This is a genomic window from Flavihumibacter sp., assembly GCF_036676075.1.
In the GTDB taxonomy this organism is placed as follows: Bacteria; Bacteroidota; Bacteroidia; order Chitinophagales; family Chitinophagaceae; genus Flavihumibacter.
In genome coordinates this window covers 262,670-278,383 of record NZ_JAKFDQ010000016.1, presented here as the reverse complement: position 1 = coordinate 278,383, position 15,714 = coordinate 262,670, and the positions used below count along the sequence as shown (strand labels likewise).

Annotated in this window: 13 protein-coding genes; 4 read left to right on the top strand and 9 right to left on the bottom strand. The window is 44.4% G+C overall.

Annotated elements, in window-relative coordinates; translation table 11 throughout:
• Positions 1-33: 33 nt before the first annotated feature.
• Positions 34-1,227 (top strand): hypothetical protein, encoded by a 1,194-nt coding sequence (locus tag V6M43_RS16055; protein ID WP_332737004.1) that lies wholly within the window; start codon positions 34-36, stop codon positions 1,225-1,227.
• A gap of 10 nt (positions 1,228-1,237) precedes the next feature.
• Positions 1,238-1,552 carry a cupin domain-containing protein gene (locus V6M43_RS16050; protein ID WP_332737002.1) on the top strand — a complete coding sequence of 105 codons (315 nt, stop codon included), beginning with the start codon at positions 1,238-1,240 and terminating at the stop codon, positions 1,550-1,552.
• 3 nt (positions 1,553-1,555) lie between these two features.
• Here the strand turns inward: V6M43_RS16050 and V6M43_RS16045 are convergent, their stop codons facing one another.
• The 4 genes from V6M43_RS16045 to V6M43_RS16030 are packed head-to-tail and all read right to left on the bottom strand — an operon-like array spanning position 1,556 to position 9,819.
• On the bottom strand, positions 1,556-2,695 hold the full coding sequence (locus V6M43_RS16045) for an efflux RND transporter periplasmic adaptor subunit (protein WP_332737000.1): 1,140 nt from the start codon (positions 2,693-2,695) through the stop codon (positions 1,556-1,558).
• A gap of 2 nt (positions 2,696-2,697) precedes the next feature.
• Positions 2,698-7,068, bottom strand: a complete 4,371-nt coding sequence (locus V6M43_RS16040) for a CusA/CzcA family heavy metal efflux RND transporter (protein ID WP_332736998.1) — start codon at positions 7,066-7,068, stop codon at positions 2,698-2,700.
• 37 nt (positions 7,069-7,105) lie between these two features.
• Positions 7,106-7,486, bottom strand: a complete 381-nt coding sequence (locus V6M43_RS16035; protein ID WP_332736997.1) for a hypothetical protein — start codon at positions 7,484-7,486, stop codon at positions 7,106-7,108.
• Positions 7,487-7,530: 44 nt separating this feature from the next.
• Positions 7,531-9,819 (bottom strand): TonB-dependent receptor, encoded by a 2,289-nt coding sequence (locus V6M43_RS16030; protein ID WP_332736996.1) that lies wholly within the window; start codon positions 9,817-9,819, stop codon positions 7,531-7,533.
• 251 nt (positions 9,820-10,070) lie between these two features.
• Here V6M43_RS16030 and V6M43_RS16025 point away from each other — a divergent pair, with 251 nt between their 5' ends.
• Positions 10,071-10,553 (top strand): GNAT family N-acetyltransferase, encoded by a 483-nt coding sequence (locus V6M43_RS16025; protein ID WP_332736995.1) that lies wholly within the window; start codon positions 10,071-10,073, stop codon positions 10,551-10,553.
• Positions 10,554-10,569: 16 nt separating this feature from the next.
• On the opposite strand, the gene V6M43_RS16020 is transcribed toward V6M43_RS16025, so the two are convergent.
• The 5 genes from V6M43_RS16020 to V6M43_RS16000 are packed head-to-tail and all read right to left on the bottom strand — an operon-like array spanning position 10,570 to position 12,612.
• The gene (locus tag V6M43_RS16020; RefSeq protein WP_332736994.1) at positions 10,570-11,202 is read right to left on the bottom strand and encodes a SprT-like domain-containing protein; all 633 of its coding nucleotides are present in this window, start codon (positions 11,200-11,202) and stop codon (positions 10,570-10,572) included.
• Positions 11,203-11,208: 6 nt separating this feature from the next.
• Positions 11,209-11,604, bottom strand: coding sequence for a hypothetical protein (locus tag V6M43_RS16015; RefSeq protein WP_332736993.1), 396 nt, complete (start codon positions 11,602-11,604; stop codon positions 11,209-11,211).
• The gene (locus V6M43_RS16010; protein WP_332736992.1) at positions 11,579-11,782 is read right to left on the bottom strand and encodes an AtpZ/AtpI family protein; all 204 of its coding nucleotides are present in this window, start codon (positions 11,780-11,782) and stop codon (positions 11,579-11,581) included. Before V6M43_RS16010 ends, V6M43_RS16015 begins: the two co-directional genes overlap by 26 nt.
• 16 nt (positions 11,783-11,798) lie before the next feature.
• A complete protein-coding gene (locus V6M43_RS16005) occupies positions 11,799-12,206 on the bottom strand; it encodes a bactofilin family protein (protein WP_039128290.1) in 408 nt (135 codons plus the stop codon).
• A 10-nt stretch (positions 12,207-12,216) separates the two neighbouring features.
• Positions 12,217-12,612: a hypothetical protein gene (locus tag V6M43_RS16000; RefSeq protein ID WP_039128287.1), complete on the bottom strand. Its 396-nt coding sequence runs from the start codon at positions 12,610-12,612 to the stop codon at positions 12,217-12,219.
• 122 nt (positions 12,613-12,734) lie between these two features.
• On the opposite strand from V6M43_RS16000, the gene porW reads away from it, so the two are divergent.
• Positions 12,735-15,677, top strand: coding sequence for a type IX secretion system periplasmic lipoprotein PorW/SprE (gene porW / locus V6M43_RS15995; RefSeq protein WP_332736988.1), 2,943 nt, complete (start codon positions 12,735-12,737; stop codon positions 15,675-15,677).
• The last annotated feature ends 37 nt before the right edge of the window (positions 15,678-15,714 follow it).

The window sequence follows — 15,714 nt, the reverse complement described above, 5'->3', positions numbered from 1 at the left end:
ATTTTTCTTATCTTTCGGTAAAGCCGCATCAATATGGTTCCATCATTAAGGAATGCATTCAACAGTTCCTTCAGCACAGAAAAATATGAAGCTTTCTTGAATGACCTGAACAACACCTATCCTGGTGCAATTGAGTTCAGGGTTGCTGAAACACCCGTTTTTATCGACAAATCATTTCGGGATAAAATGATAGAAGCATGTGAAAGCATTGTGGATGTGATCACTGACGAAGATTTCCATTCACTTACACAAAGAAGCATTCCACCCGGAGAAACTGTTCCTAACGAGAATGCACATTCGCACATGATAGCATTTGACTTTGGGATATGCTTAAACAGTGCTAATGAGCTCGAGCCACAGCTTATTGAAATGCAGGGCTTCCCTACCCTCTATGGGTTCCAGGTATTTTATCCCGACCATCTTCGTAAACATTTTCCTTTCCCGGATAACTATAATCAGTTTCTTGGGGGTTATGACCGCGAAACCTATCTCGCAGATCTAAAAGAACTTTTACTGGGCACCCATGATCCTGAGGAAGTGATATTACTGGAGATCCTTCCACATCAGCAGAAAACGCGGATCGATTTTTATTGCACCGAGCAGTATACCGGAATTAAGCCTGTATGTATTACCGAGTTAGAACAGGAAGGGAAAAAACTCTATTATCAAAAAGATGGCGTGCGTACCCAGGTCAAAAGAATTTATAACAGGGTGATCTTTGATGACCTGAAAGCACAGAAAGATAAGCTTGGAAATTTTGTTGATATAACGCAGGATCTTGATGTTGAATGGGTGCCACATCCAAACTGGTTCTACCGCATCAGCAAATTTACGCTGCCTTTTATACGTCACCCTTATGTTCCGGCAACCTGGTTTTTGAACGAGCTGAAACAGGTTCCGGCCGACCTTGAGAATTATGTATTAAAGCCCCTGTTTTCTTTTGCAGGACAGGGTGTTGTGATAGACGTTACCACGGCGGATATTGAGTCAATTAAAGATCCGGAGAATTGGATATTGCAGAAGAAAGTAAATTATGCGGAAGTGATCCCTACGCCAAATGTTCCGGCAAAAGCAGAGATACGGATAATGTATATCTGGAAAGATGAATGGGAACGGCCCCGGCCTGCTACCAACCTTGCCAGACTCAGCAAGGGTAAGATGATAGGCGTGCGCTATAATAAAGACAAGGATTGGGTTGGGGGAAGCGTTGCATTATTTGAACAGTAAAAAAATATACATGTTACATCTTGACGATATAGCCACGCGCGAAGTATTACCCGGACTATTCGGAAAATTTCTTCATGGTGATAAAAGCACCCTGGGAGTTTGGGATATTAAAAAAGGTAGTGTTCTTCCCGAACACTACCATGAAAATGAACAGATAACTTATATCCTTGAAGGAGAACTGGAAATGACCATTGGTGGCATCACCACCGTGTTCAAAGCAGGAAACCTGCAGGTGATACCTGCTAATGTTCCGCATAGTGCGCTGGCACTGACAGATTGTAAAGTAATTGACACCTGGGCTCCAGTGAGGGAAGCCTACCGCTGATGATCATTCTTCTTCAGCAGTGTTCTTCATTTTCCCCAATACAGCATATGCGTTTTTGGTGACCAGGGTTTTATTCTCTAACGGAATTTGTTGATTTTGTATGGCAAGCCTGTTATTGGAAGCGGTGGAATCTACTTCCACTTCAAGCATATTGAACCTGTCGTTTCCAACAGCTTCAAATACATAGAGTTTGCCACCGAAACGCACCACCGCATCTTCCGGAACAGTCAATGCCTTAACATTATCAAGGAATATGGTGGCATTCAGAAACATTCCGGGCATCAGGTTGGAAGGCATTTTATCAAAATGGCAATGCACAATACCACTCCTGTTTTCATCAACATTGCGGGTGAAAATAAGCACATCTCCCTCATAAATACGCTCCGGATCATCAACGAACCGGATCGATACTTTTTGTCCCACCCTCACCTTATTGATATCTTTTTCAAACACAGTAAGTGCAGCATGAATATCTGCCGGGTTGATCAATTCAAAAAGAACATCGGTTGGGTTTACATATTTACCAATATTGACATTTACTTTTGAAACATATCCGTTAATGGGTGAACGGATGGCAACGGAGCGACTAAGCTTTGAGTCAGAGAGCGATTCGGGATTTATGCCGATCAATCTTAATTTCTCAGCAAAACCTTTCAGCATCACCTGGGCCGATTGGTAATCGGAACTCACCTGCTGGAATTGTTTCTCAGCATTCACTTTATTTTCCTGCAGCATCTTCTGCCGATCATAATCTTTGGCGAGATATTGAAGCCGGCTTTTGGTTACCAGGTAATCCTGCTGCAACTGAACGAGCGATTGGTCTTCTATAATGCCAATAACTTCGCCCCTGTTTACATGCATACCAGGTAAGAGTTTTGTTGAGCGCAGGTAGCCTCCCATAGGGAAACTAACCGAAACGATATTCTGTGGTGGAACATCTACGATACCATTTACTTTGAGAGTATTACTCACATCTGACAGTACCGGTTTACCAGTTTCGATGCCGGCATTGGCAATTTGTTCTTTGCTTAACTGCACTTCAGTAACCACTTTTTCGGTTTGCATAGGTGCTTCTTCTTTTTGCGGGGAAGCGCATCCCAATGCAACAATCAGCAGGGTAAGGAAGTATATTATCTTTCTCATGATCATTTTTTTCCGTTGATATATTCTAGTTCAATAGTATTCAGGTTCATGCCTTTCAATGCTTCGAGGTAAGTGAACCTTATGGTCACCGATTGGTTCATCAATTGAGTCCACTGCAGGTAATCGATCTCACCATTGGTGAAGGCCATTCTTGCCTGTTCCTGCAGGGCATGGGCCTGCTGCTTTCCTACAGTATGATAATAATCCAATTGAAGGCGGTATTTATCATGTTGGGCAAGCAACTGCCGCTTCTTTGATTCAAGGGAACGACGGGTAAGATCAGCATCAATGGAGGCGATGGAAGCATTTATATCAGCCGCCTTCACCCTTGCTCTGGTTGCCTTCATGAATATCGGAACCGCAACAGTTAGTCCAACTGAATTAAAGCGATGACCCGATCCGAAATATTCCTGGCTTATTCCATCTTTGGTTTGATAGCCAACAAAGGACTGGTTGAAATAGCCAAGGGAAAAACCCGGTGTAAGGTTTGCTTTTTCAACAGCAGCTTCCGCCCGTGCAATCTGAATTTGTTGCGTTTGCCAGGCAAGCAGCGGATTGACCAATGAATCAGAAAGCAATATTGCTGAAGGGTTAAGCGGATCATTATAGAGTGGAAGAAATTGGGTTTCTGTATTCAGGAGTTCTGCGAGTTGCTCCTGCAGGGCAATACGATCAGCTTTAAGTAAACGGCCCTGTAACCTGAGTTGTTCCATTTGAGCATCAGCAGTAACCTTTTCCAGCATATTAGATTCACCCACTTCTAGCCTTAGCGCTGCGGCATCACGGAAACGAAGATATACCGTGTCTAATTCAAGGAGCAGCTTTTCCCTTTCTTCCAGGTCAACCAATTGGTAAAATAACCATTGAACCTGGCGGCGAATATCAACCTGTTTAACCGCAACCATTGCCTCCTGTCCATTACGTTGCTGCATGTAGAGTTCTTTCTGGCGACGATAAACAACGGGTAATGAAAAGCCCTGGCTCAAAGAGAACCTGTTATCTGTATTAAGACTGTTTATGTTGCCGTATTCAATACCAACCTGTGTTTTACCGGGTTCTATGGTGGCGCTTTCCAGTGCTTTCCAGTAGTCGGTCTTTTTACGGGCCGACTGAAGCAGAAGATTATTACGATCGGCCATTTGAAGCAGTGAATCCAATGTAGCACGCCGGTCATTTGTTGGTTGTGCCATTGTGTTATATGATCCCAATACGATGAGAGGAATCAGGATCACAGCATGTTTACGCAATTTCCGGACAGGCATTTTCTCCACCCACACATATAAAACCGGCAATACAAGCAGTGTAAGGAAGGTAGCAGTGAGAAGCCCTCCAATGACCACGGTAGCAAGGGGCCGCTGAACTTCTGCACCCGGACCATAGCTGAGCGCCATTGGCAAAAATCCGAGTGAGGCTACAGCGGCTGTCATCAATACTGGTCTTAACCGGAGTGCGGTTCCTTCCATTACCAATTGTTTAATATCAGTGATTCCTGATTGTTTAAGTCGATTGAACTCTGAAATCAATACAATGCCGTTCAGTACTGCAACTCCAAAAAGTGCTATAAATCCTATACCGGCAGAAATACTGAATGGCATTCCGCGCAGGGAGAGCGCCAGCACACCACCTATAGCAGATAAGGGGATGGCGGAGAAGATCAGCAGTCCATGCCGCATTGAGCCAAAGGAAAAATAAAGCATCAGGAAAATAAGCAATAAGGCAACAGGAACGGCAATGGATAAGCGCTGTTTCGCATCCTGCAGATTCTGGAACTGTCCACCATAATGAATATAATATCCGGGTGGAAGATCAAGCTGTTGATTGGTTTTATTCTGCAATTCCTCCACTATGCTCTCCACATCTCTGCCTCTCACATTGAAGCCGACTACGATCCTTCTTTTAGCATCTTCACGCTGGATCTGGTTGGGACCATCTTTCACTTCAATGGAGGCAACCTGTGCCAGCGGAATCTGTGATCCCATGGGTGTTGGAATAAGTAATTCATTAATATCACTCACCTGTTCCCTGCCCTCTGCCTGCAATCTGACCACCAGCTCATACCTTCGTTCATTCTCATAGATCATCCCCGCGCTTTCACCAGCAAATCCTGCACGGATCAATCTGTTCACATCAGTAATATTCAATTGATAACGGCTCATAGCAGCCCTGTCGTATTTAATGATGATCTGCGGCAAACCAGTAACTGTTTCTACAAAAATATCGGTGGCGCCATCTACGTTACCAATGATACGGCCAAGGCGATGGGCATAGGCGGCAAGTGAATCAAGGTCTTCGCCAAAGATCTTACAAACCACATCCTGGCGGGCACCTGATATAAGTTCATTGAACCGCATTTGCACAGGAAATTGAAATCCTGCTGTGAGTCCGGGAATTTGGGATAAAGTAGCACTCATTTTTGAGGCCAGCTCATCAAAACTTTTTGCGCTTGTCCATTCCTTTTTATCCTTCAGGAGTATAATCATATCTCCCATTTCAATGGGCATAGGATCAGTAGGTATTTCTCCTGCCCCAATACGTGTTACAATTTTTTCAATCTCCGGGTATTTTTTCAGTAATAGTGACGCTCCTTGTTGCGAAGTTTTTACCGATGCGGTGAGGGAACTTCCTACCAGCACTCTTGTATCAACGGCGAAATCACCTTCTTCGAGTTCGGGGATGAACTCACCTCCCATTCGCGTCATAATAAAAATTGCCATCACAAACATCAGCACTGCAATCATAGCTATCGTTTTGGGGTATGCAAGTGCTTTTTGTAATGACGGTTTGTACAGGCCCTGCAAACGATCCATCATCCTGTCAGAGAGGTTTTGTTTATGCCTCCGTTTTTTACTTAGCACCAGTGCCGTCATCATGGGCACATAGGTAAGTGAGAGTATGAATGCCCCTATGAGGGCAAAGGCAACTGTTTGCGCCATAGGCTTGAACATCTTCCCTTCAATACCTACCAGTGAAAGGATGGGCAGATAAACAATAAGAATGATGATCTGTCCAAATACGGCGGCATTCATCATTTTACCGGCAGCTGATCCAACCTCATTATCCATTTCTGCAGCAGTGATTTCCAGCTTAGCTGTTTGGACATGTTTTGTATGATACAAACGATGCATTACAGCTTCTACAATAATTACAGCTCCGTCAACAATTAAGCCGAAGTCAAGTGCACCGAGGCTCATAAGGTTTCCCGAAACCCCAAAAATATTCATCATGATCACAGCAAATAACATGGCAAGAGGAATCACTGATGCTACGATGAGTCCGGCCCGCAGGTTACCCAGAAACAGTACCAAAACAAAGACAACGATCAAAGCACCTTCCAGCAGGTTCTTCTTAACTGTACTGATGGCGTTGGTAACCATTTTGGTACGATCATAGAATGTTTCTACTTCAACACCTTCGGGTAAGGTCTTTTTGATAGCCTCCATCTTGATCTTTACATCCTTTACAACCTGAGATGCGTTTGCCCCTTTAAGCATGAGTACAACCGCACCTGGCACTTCACCTTCATCTTTATAGACCATGGCGCCATAGCGCACTGCGTGCCCGATACGAACCTCTGCAACGTCGCGGAGATACACAGGAATTCCTCCTGTAGTATGTTTGATGAAAATGGAACGTATATCATCAAGTGAGGCTGCCAGTCCTTCTGTGCGGATAAAAAGTGCGGTAGATTGTTTTTCTATATAGGATCCCCCCGAATTCTGGTTGTTCTGTTCAAGGGCAGAAAACACTTCAGCAATGGAGGTATTGAAGCTTTTAAGTTTATCGGGCATTACTGCCACTTCATATTGCTTGAGTTTGCCACCAAAACTGCTTACATCGGCAACACCTTTGGTGCCCAGGAGTTGCCTGCGGATGATCCAATCCTGAATGGACCTCAATTCAGTAAGATCATACTTTTGTTCATAGCCTTTTTTGGGTTTAACCACATACTGGTATATCTCCCCCAAACCTGTTGTAGACGGAGCCATTTCCGGAATACCTGAACCGGCCGGGATCTGCTCCTTGATGACGGTAAGTCTTTCAGCTACCTGCTGCCGGGCCCAGTAAATATCTGTATCGTCATCAAAAACGATGGTCACCACACTTAGTCCGAAGCGCGAAATAGATCGCATCTCGTGTATACCTGGGATATTGGCGGTGGATTGTTCAATGGTGAAAGTAATAAGCCTTTCAACCTCTGGCGCTGCCAGCGTTGGGGAAACCGTTATCACCTGCACCTGGTTGCTGGTAATATCTGGCAAAGCGTCGATGGGTAATCTGGAAACCGATAAGGATCCCCAACCAACCAGGCCAAGAATAAATAGCCCGATGATCAGCTTGTTCCTTATGGAAAAGCGAATGATTTTATTAAGCATACATATACATTACATGATCAAAAAGAGAGAACGCTGATCATGCGTTGCGCGGAGGCTGGAAAATATTGTCGAGGTTCTGCCAAACGGCAATATGGTCGGGATGGATGTTATATTCTTTGACTGTAGTTGCGAATACCCTTTCGATTGTATAAGATGATGGTATCACAAAAATAAAACTGATGGCGGTGATACAATCAGTGGTCTTGAAAGGTAATTGCATGTCGCGCTGGTAATCATTATCGGGATCGGTATCATCACGATAATGTTCAACCAAATAACTGATAAAACTCTTTTGTGGATCGCGGAGTTGGTGTTCACGGAAATGTTCTACCAACACCGGTAATTTCAGCAATTGGTGTAATTCCGTTTGTGCCAGGGTAAACAATAAGAGGAAAAATATGGGGATGCGCCGATTCACCCTGTAAATATAACAAGGATGTTGGAAGCATTAGGTGATTTAAATCAATTTCGTCCTTTATAGTGGTAACGTATGCCAAAAAAAAGTTTCCTTCCCTGGTTGGGGGCATACACATAATTAGGATCAAAACTCATTGCATAGGGATTATCAGGGGTTACCAGTATATTGCCCGAGCCATCCCTTTCCACTTGCTTATCGAAAGGATCATTTGCCCTTGCAATGATGAAGTTATTATTCCTGGCTGGCGTAAAATTGAGGAGATTCTTAACTCCCCCAAACCATTCTAAACCGTTACCATACTTCTTTGTAAGCTGCAGGTTCTGCATGCTCCATACCGGGGAGTATGGATTTCTTGGATCAAGTGAAGAAACAAGTGGAAGCTTCATTGGTCCATAAACATTACCGGTATAGTCGGCCGACCAGCCGGTTTTACCGAAAGTGTAGGAGATCGTCCAGGTACCCGACCACGGTTCGGTTAGGATCTGGCGGTTTGCAGTCTTCTTTCCTGTTTCATCTTTTTCAACAATGGATATATTCTGGAGTGTGAATCCGGCAGTGAGGCGGAGCTGGTTGCTGAAAGATGCTTCAATATTAAGGCTTGATCCCCTTGAAAGCGCATATCCATCAAGGTTGCGATATATAATAGCATCCGGGTCAGTGGTATAATCGGGCAGAATACGATTCCTGAAATAGGTATACCAGGCAGCTGCTTCCAGGTTCATGTAACCACGGTTGAAGATGAACTTCCGGGTATAATTAATATTTCCGTTAAGGCTTTGTTCCGGTTTAAGATCACCTTCAATGATCACCTTACGGGCACCAGTAAGTGCTGCGTGGTCTTCGGTAAAAAGGTTTACTACCCTGAAACCTGTACCAGCGTTCAATCGCAGATGCTCCACTTCTGAAATCTGCCATTTCCATGCAGCGCGCGGTGTCCAGATGGATCCATGCCTTTTATCGTGATCATATCTTAATCCGGCCAGCAGTTGGTGCTTACTATTCAAAGTAATTTCATCCTGCAGGAATATTCCGGGTAGGAAAATCCTATCGGGCTGGTTGATGATTCCACTACTATCGGCCGTAGCGGCTGTATTATCGTCGTACCATGTATAACGACCAACAATACCTGATAATAACTGGTGGTGGCTTCCTGCATTTTTTTCCCAGGTCAGCTGGGCAAATCCAATATGCTGGTCGGCATTGAAAATAGTATTGCCATAAGCTGAACGCTGGCTATGCGTATTGGCCGACCATGAGGCATTTATTTTTTCGGATACGGGAAGTTGGTAGTTACCAATAAGCTCAGCTCTTTTTGTACTGATCTGTTCTCCATAAACAGAATCACCTCCCCTGAACTGTCGGGTCCATTGCATTTCACCACCATAACGGTCTTCGGTGAAAAGGCGGATTGCAATACCCGCCTGTCTGTCTTCCTTTCTTTTCCAGCTTATTTTCTGGAATAAGGAAAGCCTGTTCTGCAGTGTGAGGTCAGTAAAATTATCCTTATTCTTATCATAACGATGGGTGAAGTTGAAGTAATTAATACCCACCAGCGCCTGGCTTTTAGGGCCTGTGCGGAAACGGAAGCCTGCATCAAGGTTATGCTCGCGCCAGCTCGTGGCACTATATTCAATTGATATTGCCGGAGCTTTTGAAGGGCTTCGGGTTATTACATTGATCAAACCCCCTATAGCCTCTGAGCCATAAAGTGAGGCGGCGGGACCTTTTACGATCTCGATTCTTTCAACAAGTGAATTGGGAATGCCCTGAAGTCCATAAACTGAGGCAAGGCTGCTGACAATGGGCATCCCATCGATCAGTACCATTGTGTAGGGACCTTCCATGCCATTTATATGAATATCACCGGTATTACAGACATTACAATTTAGCTGGGGTCTTACGCCATTTACCATCTGCAAGGCATCAAAGATGGTTGGGCTTGGGTTTTTGCGAAAAAATTGTGGAGAATAAACCTCAACAGGAACCAGGCTGGCACTGCGTTGTATGGCCCTCATGGTACCTGTTATAACTACTTCCTCCATTTGCTTACCGGTGGGCTTCAGATAGATTTGAAGCTGGTTGGAAGCAATTGCCACCCTCAAATTTTCATATCCAACAGAAGAGACAATAATGGTATCAGAGAGGGAACTGGAAGGGATCCTGAACCCCCCGGTTGATGATGTAACTACCGTTTTACCGGATAGAAGGGAAACTGTTGCTCCGGACAGTGGTTCGCCCGAGCCATGGATGAAAACCTTGCCCACCAGCCACTGCTCCTGTGATTTCGCAGAAAGGTTAATGAAGAAAATCAGAAACAGAAAGAGGACTCTCATATTATTTAGGCGTGTCTAAATTTATTTTTAGACAAATTTAATATAATTCCTCCATTTCCAATGCATGGTAATTAATTACACACATTAATAATATCCCGGGTTCTGGCACGTTATTGGCAAAAGCGGTTCATTATGAAACATGCTGAAAAAATATTCCTGGCAGCCATTTTTACCTCACTGGTGTTGTTCTACTCGGTGGCGGTAATGATCATTGGCTAAGCGCTTTGACTGCGGTTTTGTAGTTTTGCTACATGAACCCAGTGATCAGGCCCATAGAGGCCCGCGACAATGCCGCGCTCGCCAAAATCATCCGCTCTGCTCTCGCAGAATTCGGGGCAAATAAGCCAGGCACCGTTTATTTCGACGAATCCACAGATCATTTGTCTGATCTTTTTCAACATCCCGGAAGTTTCTATTATGTGGCAGAACAGGATGGGGTAATATTAGGTGGCGCAGGTATCTACCCTACGGAGGGACTTCCCGATGGTTATTCAGAGCTTGTTAAGATGTACCTGGATCCTTCAGCAAGGGGAATGGGGCTGGGTCGTAAGCTTATCAGCCAATGTTTAGAAGAGGCCCGTACAGCGGGTTATACACATGTTTACCTGGAAACTATGCCTGAACTGAGAAAGGCCGTAAGTGTTTATGAAAGGTTCGGCTTCCATTACCTGGATGGTCCGCTGGGCAATTCAGGACATTTCGGATGCGATGTCTGGATGCTTAAATCGCTTTGATCTCATTGCAATAGAATCATGCGACTTCATTGCCTGCAGGGTAAACCTCATAGAGTCCACTGAAAAGGTACAACTTTCCGGTTGCTAATTCCTTACACTGGTAGCGCTTCCGAAGTTTTTTCCCCTTACGGAACATTCTCCCGCCTTCAATTGCAAAGAGCGCTCCTTCCTGGATCTCCTCCACGAGTGTGCCACGTTCATCAGGATGATCGTGATTTCGTAATACCCGCATCAGGGGTTCATCGGCACAGCTACTTGCGGGAAGATCATGAAGACTGCGCAGCAGAGCCTGTTCCACATCGGCAGGAAAAAGTTGTTTACCCAGGAAGTTTTCCAGGAGTGACCTATATACCTGTTTCCATTCTTTGCCATGGGAAAGCACGCGGTTACCGAATTTTTCGAACGTAACGAGATGCGCCAGTTCATGCACCAGTGTGATCAGGAAGGCATAAGGATTCAGATTACCATTTACCGAGATGCGATGATTTCGGTCCTGGTGGGCATGACGGTAGTCGCCCAGCACGGTACGCCTTTCGCGGGTGATAGATAAATGAACTTTATAAGAATGCAGGTATGCCGCTACCATCTCGAAAGAGCCTGGAGGTAAGAAATGAGACAACTGTTGTAAGGGATATTCCTTTTTGGGCATTTCTGGTCACTTGGTTTGCTTCAAAACTATCCTTAGCTCTATAAAGGTATAGAGCAAGTATAAAAACATAAAGCCAAAAAGGGCTGGCTTATTCACGTTTTCGCGTGCAATATATATGTAAATGAATGCGGCAATGGCGATGCCAAACAATTTGAGGATCATCCCTCCATACATACTACGCATGAAAACCTGGGTGGACTTATTGCCGGCGGCACTAAAATGCATCCAGCCACTGATCAGAAAAATAAGGAAGAGGAAAATATTTCCATAGAGCAGCACATTTGTGTCGAGTCCCCATGGTTCAAGGCGACTCCTGAAAACGATCAGCAGGATATTCACAAGGGCAAAAGCAAAGGTGATAAGGCGAAATGGTTTTCTACTGGGGGAACTTGTCTTTTCCATCTGGTTTGGCAGCTGTTTCTTTTACCAGTTTAACAATGGTAACAGCCAATACCAGCAAAGGTAAGATCCAAACCAATAGGGGCATAGCAATAGCTAAGCGCTGGTCGATCCAGATGCCGGCCCACACAGATAAAGCCAGGGCGGCCATCAACTGGGTTCCCAGTCCTACATATCTCATCCAGGGAGTTTTACCTTCAGGCTGCTTTGTCTTTCTGCTTTTCATTTATAACTGTAGCCGGCTCGGAGCCCATATGACAGGCACCATTAAATGTTGCGGCTGGTTCAATCTGCAATTTGCCCGCGTAAATGTTTCCATTAACAACCGCACTGGCCTTAAGCTGTAATAATTCTTTGATCTTGATGGTTCCCACAATTTTGCCCATCACATCGGCCTGCTGGCAGTGTATATCACCTTCTACCAATCCGTTGGCGCCTATCACCACCTTGGCGGTACTATTAATATTACCGATGAGGGTGCCATCAATACGAAGATCGCCATTGCAGGTGATATCCCCTTTAAGCGTAGTGCCGTTGCCAATAAGATTGGTACTGTTGCCACCGGTTTCTGCAGCAAATTCTGATTTGGATTTTCCGTTGAACATAGTCTGGATTTTAGTCTGTAGTTATTTCGGTTACCGGAATATTTAAAGCGGTAGTATCCAGTTTAATACTGGTATCTCCCTGCAATACCCCTTTTATACTATTTAAATACTGCTCCCTGTACTGCATTGCCTGCTCCAGGGAGTCGGTTTTTATTTTCAGCTGGCGTAACTCGCGGGTAGCATTGGCACTGCCATAGCCGGGAATATACATTTTCAGGGGGGTAAAGACGATAAGCGCTACCGTTAGCCCCGTCAGTAACATGAAAATGGTACTCAACCCGATATACACACTTAATCTCGACAGTTTGAAAGTTACGACCTCTTCGTATGTGTCATCATTCATCACCACCAGGCGGTACCTATTACGTAAACGTTTAAAGGTGGTATTCGTATTGCTCTCGGACATTAAAATTGTTCAGTTTCAGTAAAAAAGCCGCCACAACTTACATAAAATTCGAGCCAAATAATTTGGCTAACTTTAAAATAATTTTCTTGTGTGAGAGTTATTATCAATTTATCATTGCGCTAATGATCAAAAGCCGGGGCATTCACCACCTTATTCTTTCCCTTGTTTTCCTGACATGTTATTTGTGGGGGATAGGGCAACCTACGCTTGACCCGGATATGAAGAAACCAAAGAAGTACGAGAATCGTGTACTCAGGTCAGAAAAAACAGGGGATAAGAAATTCAATCTTCCCAGGCGATTCTTCCAGAATACTTTCACCCACTACAATTATGCTTTCAATGCCACTGCCAAGCTCAACCAGGTGATCGCTTCAGCAAGGGCACAGCACCTCGATGATTATGAACAGCTCCTCTCCTTCTATGATTATAGTATAGAAAATACATCCAATCAAAGAACAGAGCTCGACTCGGTAATTTATAAGGTAAACGCAGGCATCCTTTTGCACGACCTGCGAAGCAACTGGATGGACAATCTATACCTGCTGATGGGTCAGGCATATTATTTCCGTAATACGTTAGACACTGCCTGGATGACTTTCCAGTATATGAATTATGCATTCTCTCCTAAGGAGGCAGATGGATTTGACAAGGTGATCGCAAGCAATGCAAATGAGGGTGGAAATGCCATGAAAGTTGCCACGGAGGAAGACCGTAATATTATCGACAGGGCATTTTCCGAACCTCCTAATAGAAATGACGCACTTATTTGGCTGGTGAGGACGCATATCCGGAATAATGAGATGAGCACCGCTGCTTCCCTCATCCAGACACTAAAACAGGACCCACTCCTACCTGAAAGATTAGAACCTGAACTTGCAGAAGTGACCGCCTGGTGGTTTTACCAGCAGGAGCAATATGATAGTGCCGCCTTTTATCTTGAGAATGCTCTTCCGGCAGCCGATGACAAGCCACAACTGGCCCGATGGGAGTTCCTCTTAGGTCAACTTTATGAAAGAGCATCCAAGCCTGAGCAGGCCAAGGATGCATTCAGGAGATCTATAAAACACACCATAAATCCCGTAATGGAGGTGGCGGCACAGTTACAGATCGCTCAACAGGTAGACAGTCTAGATAAGGCCGACTGGCAATCGGCCATTGATGCACTATTAAAAATGGCTAAACGGGAGAGGTATTCCAATTATCGTGATCTGATATATTATACGATAGCCAAACTGGAGATCAAGCGGGAGAAATGGGCGGAGGCAAAAGCTAATCTGCTAAGGAGTATCAAATACAACACCCCTGATAATCCATACCAGCATACCAGAAGCTATCTTTTATTGGCTGGATTATCATTTGACCAGAGAGAATACCTGCCAGCAAAAAATTATTACGACAGTCTGCAAATGGGAAATCTCCCTGATACAATGTCTGCTTTTATTGAGGACAGAAAGGATGTATTAGGCATATTAGCAACTCAATATGGAATAATATCGAGGCAGGATAGTCTGCAGAAACTGGCGGCCATGCCTGAAGCAGAACGAAATGAATTCCTGAAAAAACAGGCCAGACAACTCCGTCGGCAGCGGGGAATAAAAGAAGATGAGATGACTGGTGGAGGTACCAACCCCGTTTTGTCGCAGCTTGGTAACAATGTACCAACAGATCTCTTTGGTGGCCAGGCAACAGGTGATTGGTATTTCTATAATAATGCACTTAAATCGAGGGGATTCAGTGAGTTCCGATCCAAATGGGGTAACAGAGCAAATGCCGATAACTGGCGAAGAAGTGCGGCTGCGACGGCTCCCGGGTTCACGAAAGAAAATCCTGATACAAGTTCTGTAGTTACAACTGATGCAATTGATGAAACCACTGTAGAGGGATTGCTAAGCAGGATACCTACGACACCGGAAATGCTAAAAATATCCAATGATTCTATACTCCAGGCGGGATACCTGCTTGCCTATACGGCACAGAACCGGTTGGAAGATTATGAAACTGCCGCAACTGAATATGAAAAACTGCTGCAGCGATTCCCGGGAAATGTTCAGGAAATTGACATTTTATATAACCTGGCTATATGTTACCGGATGATGGGAAGGTCAGATATGGTATCACAGTTGAAAAATCGGCTGACTACTGAGTTTCCCGGAAGCAGACAAACAAAATTGATTTCAGATCCTCTGGGAGTACAGTTGGAAGATAGTGCGATCTCCAGAAAAGCCACCACCACCTATGATGAAATCTATGATCAGTTTATATCCGGAAAGTTTGATGAAGCATTAGCTGCAAAGCAAAAAGCGGATAGCGTATACGGAAGCCATTACTGGACCCCCCAATTATTATATATAGAAGCTGTTTACCATATCCGGCAGCAGTCGGATAGTGTTGCTATAAAAAGGCTGGAGCAGATCAGTTCACAATTCCCCGATCACGGATTAGCAGCTAAGGTCAATAATATGATTGATGTTTTGAAGCGAAGGAAGGAGATTGAAGAATATCTCACTAATCTGGATGTTGAGAGGCCGGCTGAAGACAGTACTGTGGCCCTTCCGGAAATCACTACTAAAAAAGAACCGGAAGATCCTGAAATAAAGGCCGCAACCACCCGGGATGTAACAAAGGAAAAGAAAGAAATAGATAAGAACAGGCTTGATAAAAAGGCACCCGAACTGAAAACCATGTTCAGCCGGCATTCTGCACAACCACATTTTGTGGTAGTGGTTCTCAATGATGTTGACCCTGTTTATGTAAATGAATCGCGCAATGCATTTACGCGTTACAATAAGGAGACCTATTACAATCAGCCTATGAACGTCCTGATCGTTTCCCTCACTGAAAAAGTAAATATGGTCACAATCAGGGGATTTTCCAACGAAAAGGAGGCTATCGACTATATTGCGAAGGCCAGGGTGCAGGCAAATAAGGATATTATTCCCTGGTTAAAAACTGATAAATATTACTTCATGCCCGTTGCGGAAGACAATATGAACCTTCTTATCGCCAACAAAAACCTGCCTGAATACAGGAATTTCCTTGAACAGCTATTCCCTGGGCAATTTTAACCGTTTAAAATTCAGGACGGTAAAATCAGGCGTAATT

Excerpts from the sequence above, each read along its gene's own strand:
- V6M43_RS16055 (WP_332737004.1), top strand. The coding sequence starts at position 34 with ATGGTTCCATCATTAAGGAATGCATTCAACAGTTCCTTCAGCACAGAA.
- V6M43_RS16050 (WP_332737002.1), top strand. The coding sequence starts at position 1,238 with ATGTTACATCTTGACGATATAGCCACGCGCGAAGTATTACCCGGACTA.
- V6M43_RS16045 (WP_332737000.1), bottom strand. The coding sequence starts at position 2,695 with ATGAGAAAGATAATATACTTCCTTACCCTGCTGATTGTTGCATTGGGA.
- V6M43_RS16040 (WP_332736998.1), bottom strand. The coding sequence starts at position 7,068 with ATGCTTAATAAAATCATTCGCTTTTCCATAAGGAACAAGCTGATCATC.
- V6M43_RS16030 (WP_332736996.1), bottom strand. The coding sequence starts at position 9,819 with ATGAGAGTCCTCTTTCTGTTTCTGATTTTCTTCATTAACCTTTCTGCG.
- V6M43_RS16025 (WP_332736995.1), top strand. The coding sequence starts at position 10,071 with ATGAACCCAGTGATCAGGCCCATAGAGGCCCGCGACAATGCCGCGCTC.
- V6M43_RS16020 (WP_332736994.1), bottom strand. The coding sequence starts at position 11,202 with ATGCCCAAAAAGGAATATCCCTTACAACAGTTGTCTCATTTCTTACCT.
- V6M43_RS16015 (WP_332736993.1), bottom strand. The coding sequence starts at position 11,604 with ATGGAAAAGACAAGTTCCCCCAGTAGAAAACCATTTCGCCTTATCACC.
- V6M43_RS16010 (WP_332736992.1), bottom strand. The coding sequence starts at position 11,782 with ATGAGATATGTAGGACTGGGAACCCAGTTGATGGCCGCCCTGGCTTTA.
- V6M43_RS16005 (WP_039128290.1), bottom strand. The coding sequence starts at position 12,206 with ATGTTCAACGGAAAATCCAAATCAGAATTTGCTGCAGAAACCGGTGGC.
- V6M43_RS16000 (WP_039128287.1), bottom strand. The coding sequence starts at position 12,612 with ATGTCCGAGAGCAATACGAATACCACCTTTAAACGTTTACGTAATAGG.
- porW (WP_332736988.1), top strand. The coding sequence starts at position 12,735 with ATGATCAAAAGCCGGGGCATTCACCACCTTATTCTTTCCCTTGTTTTC.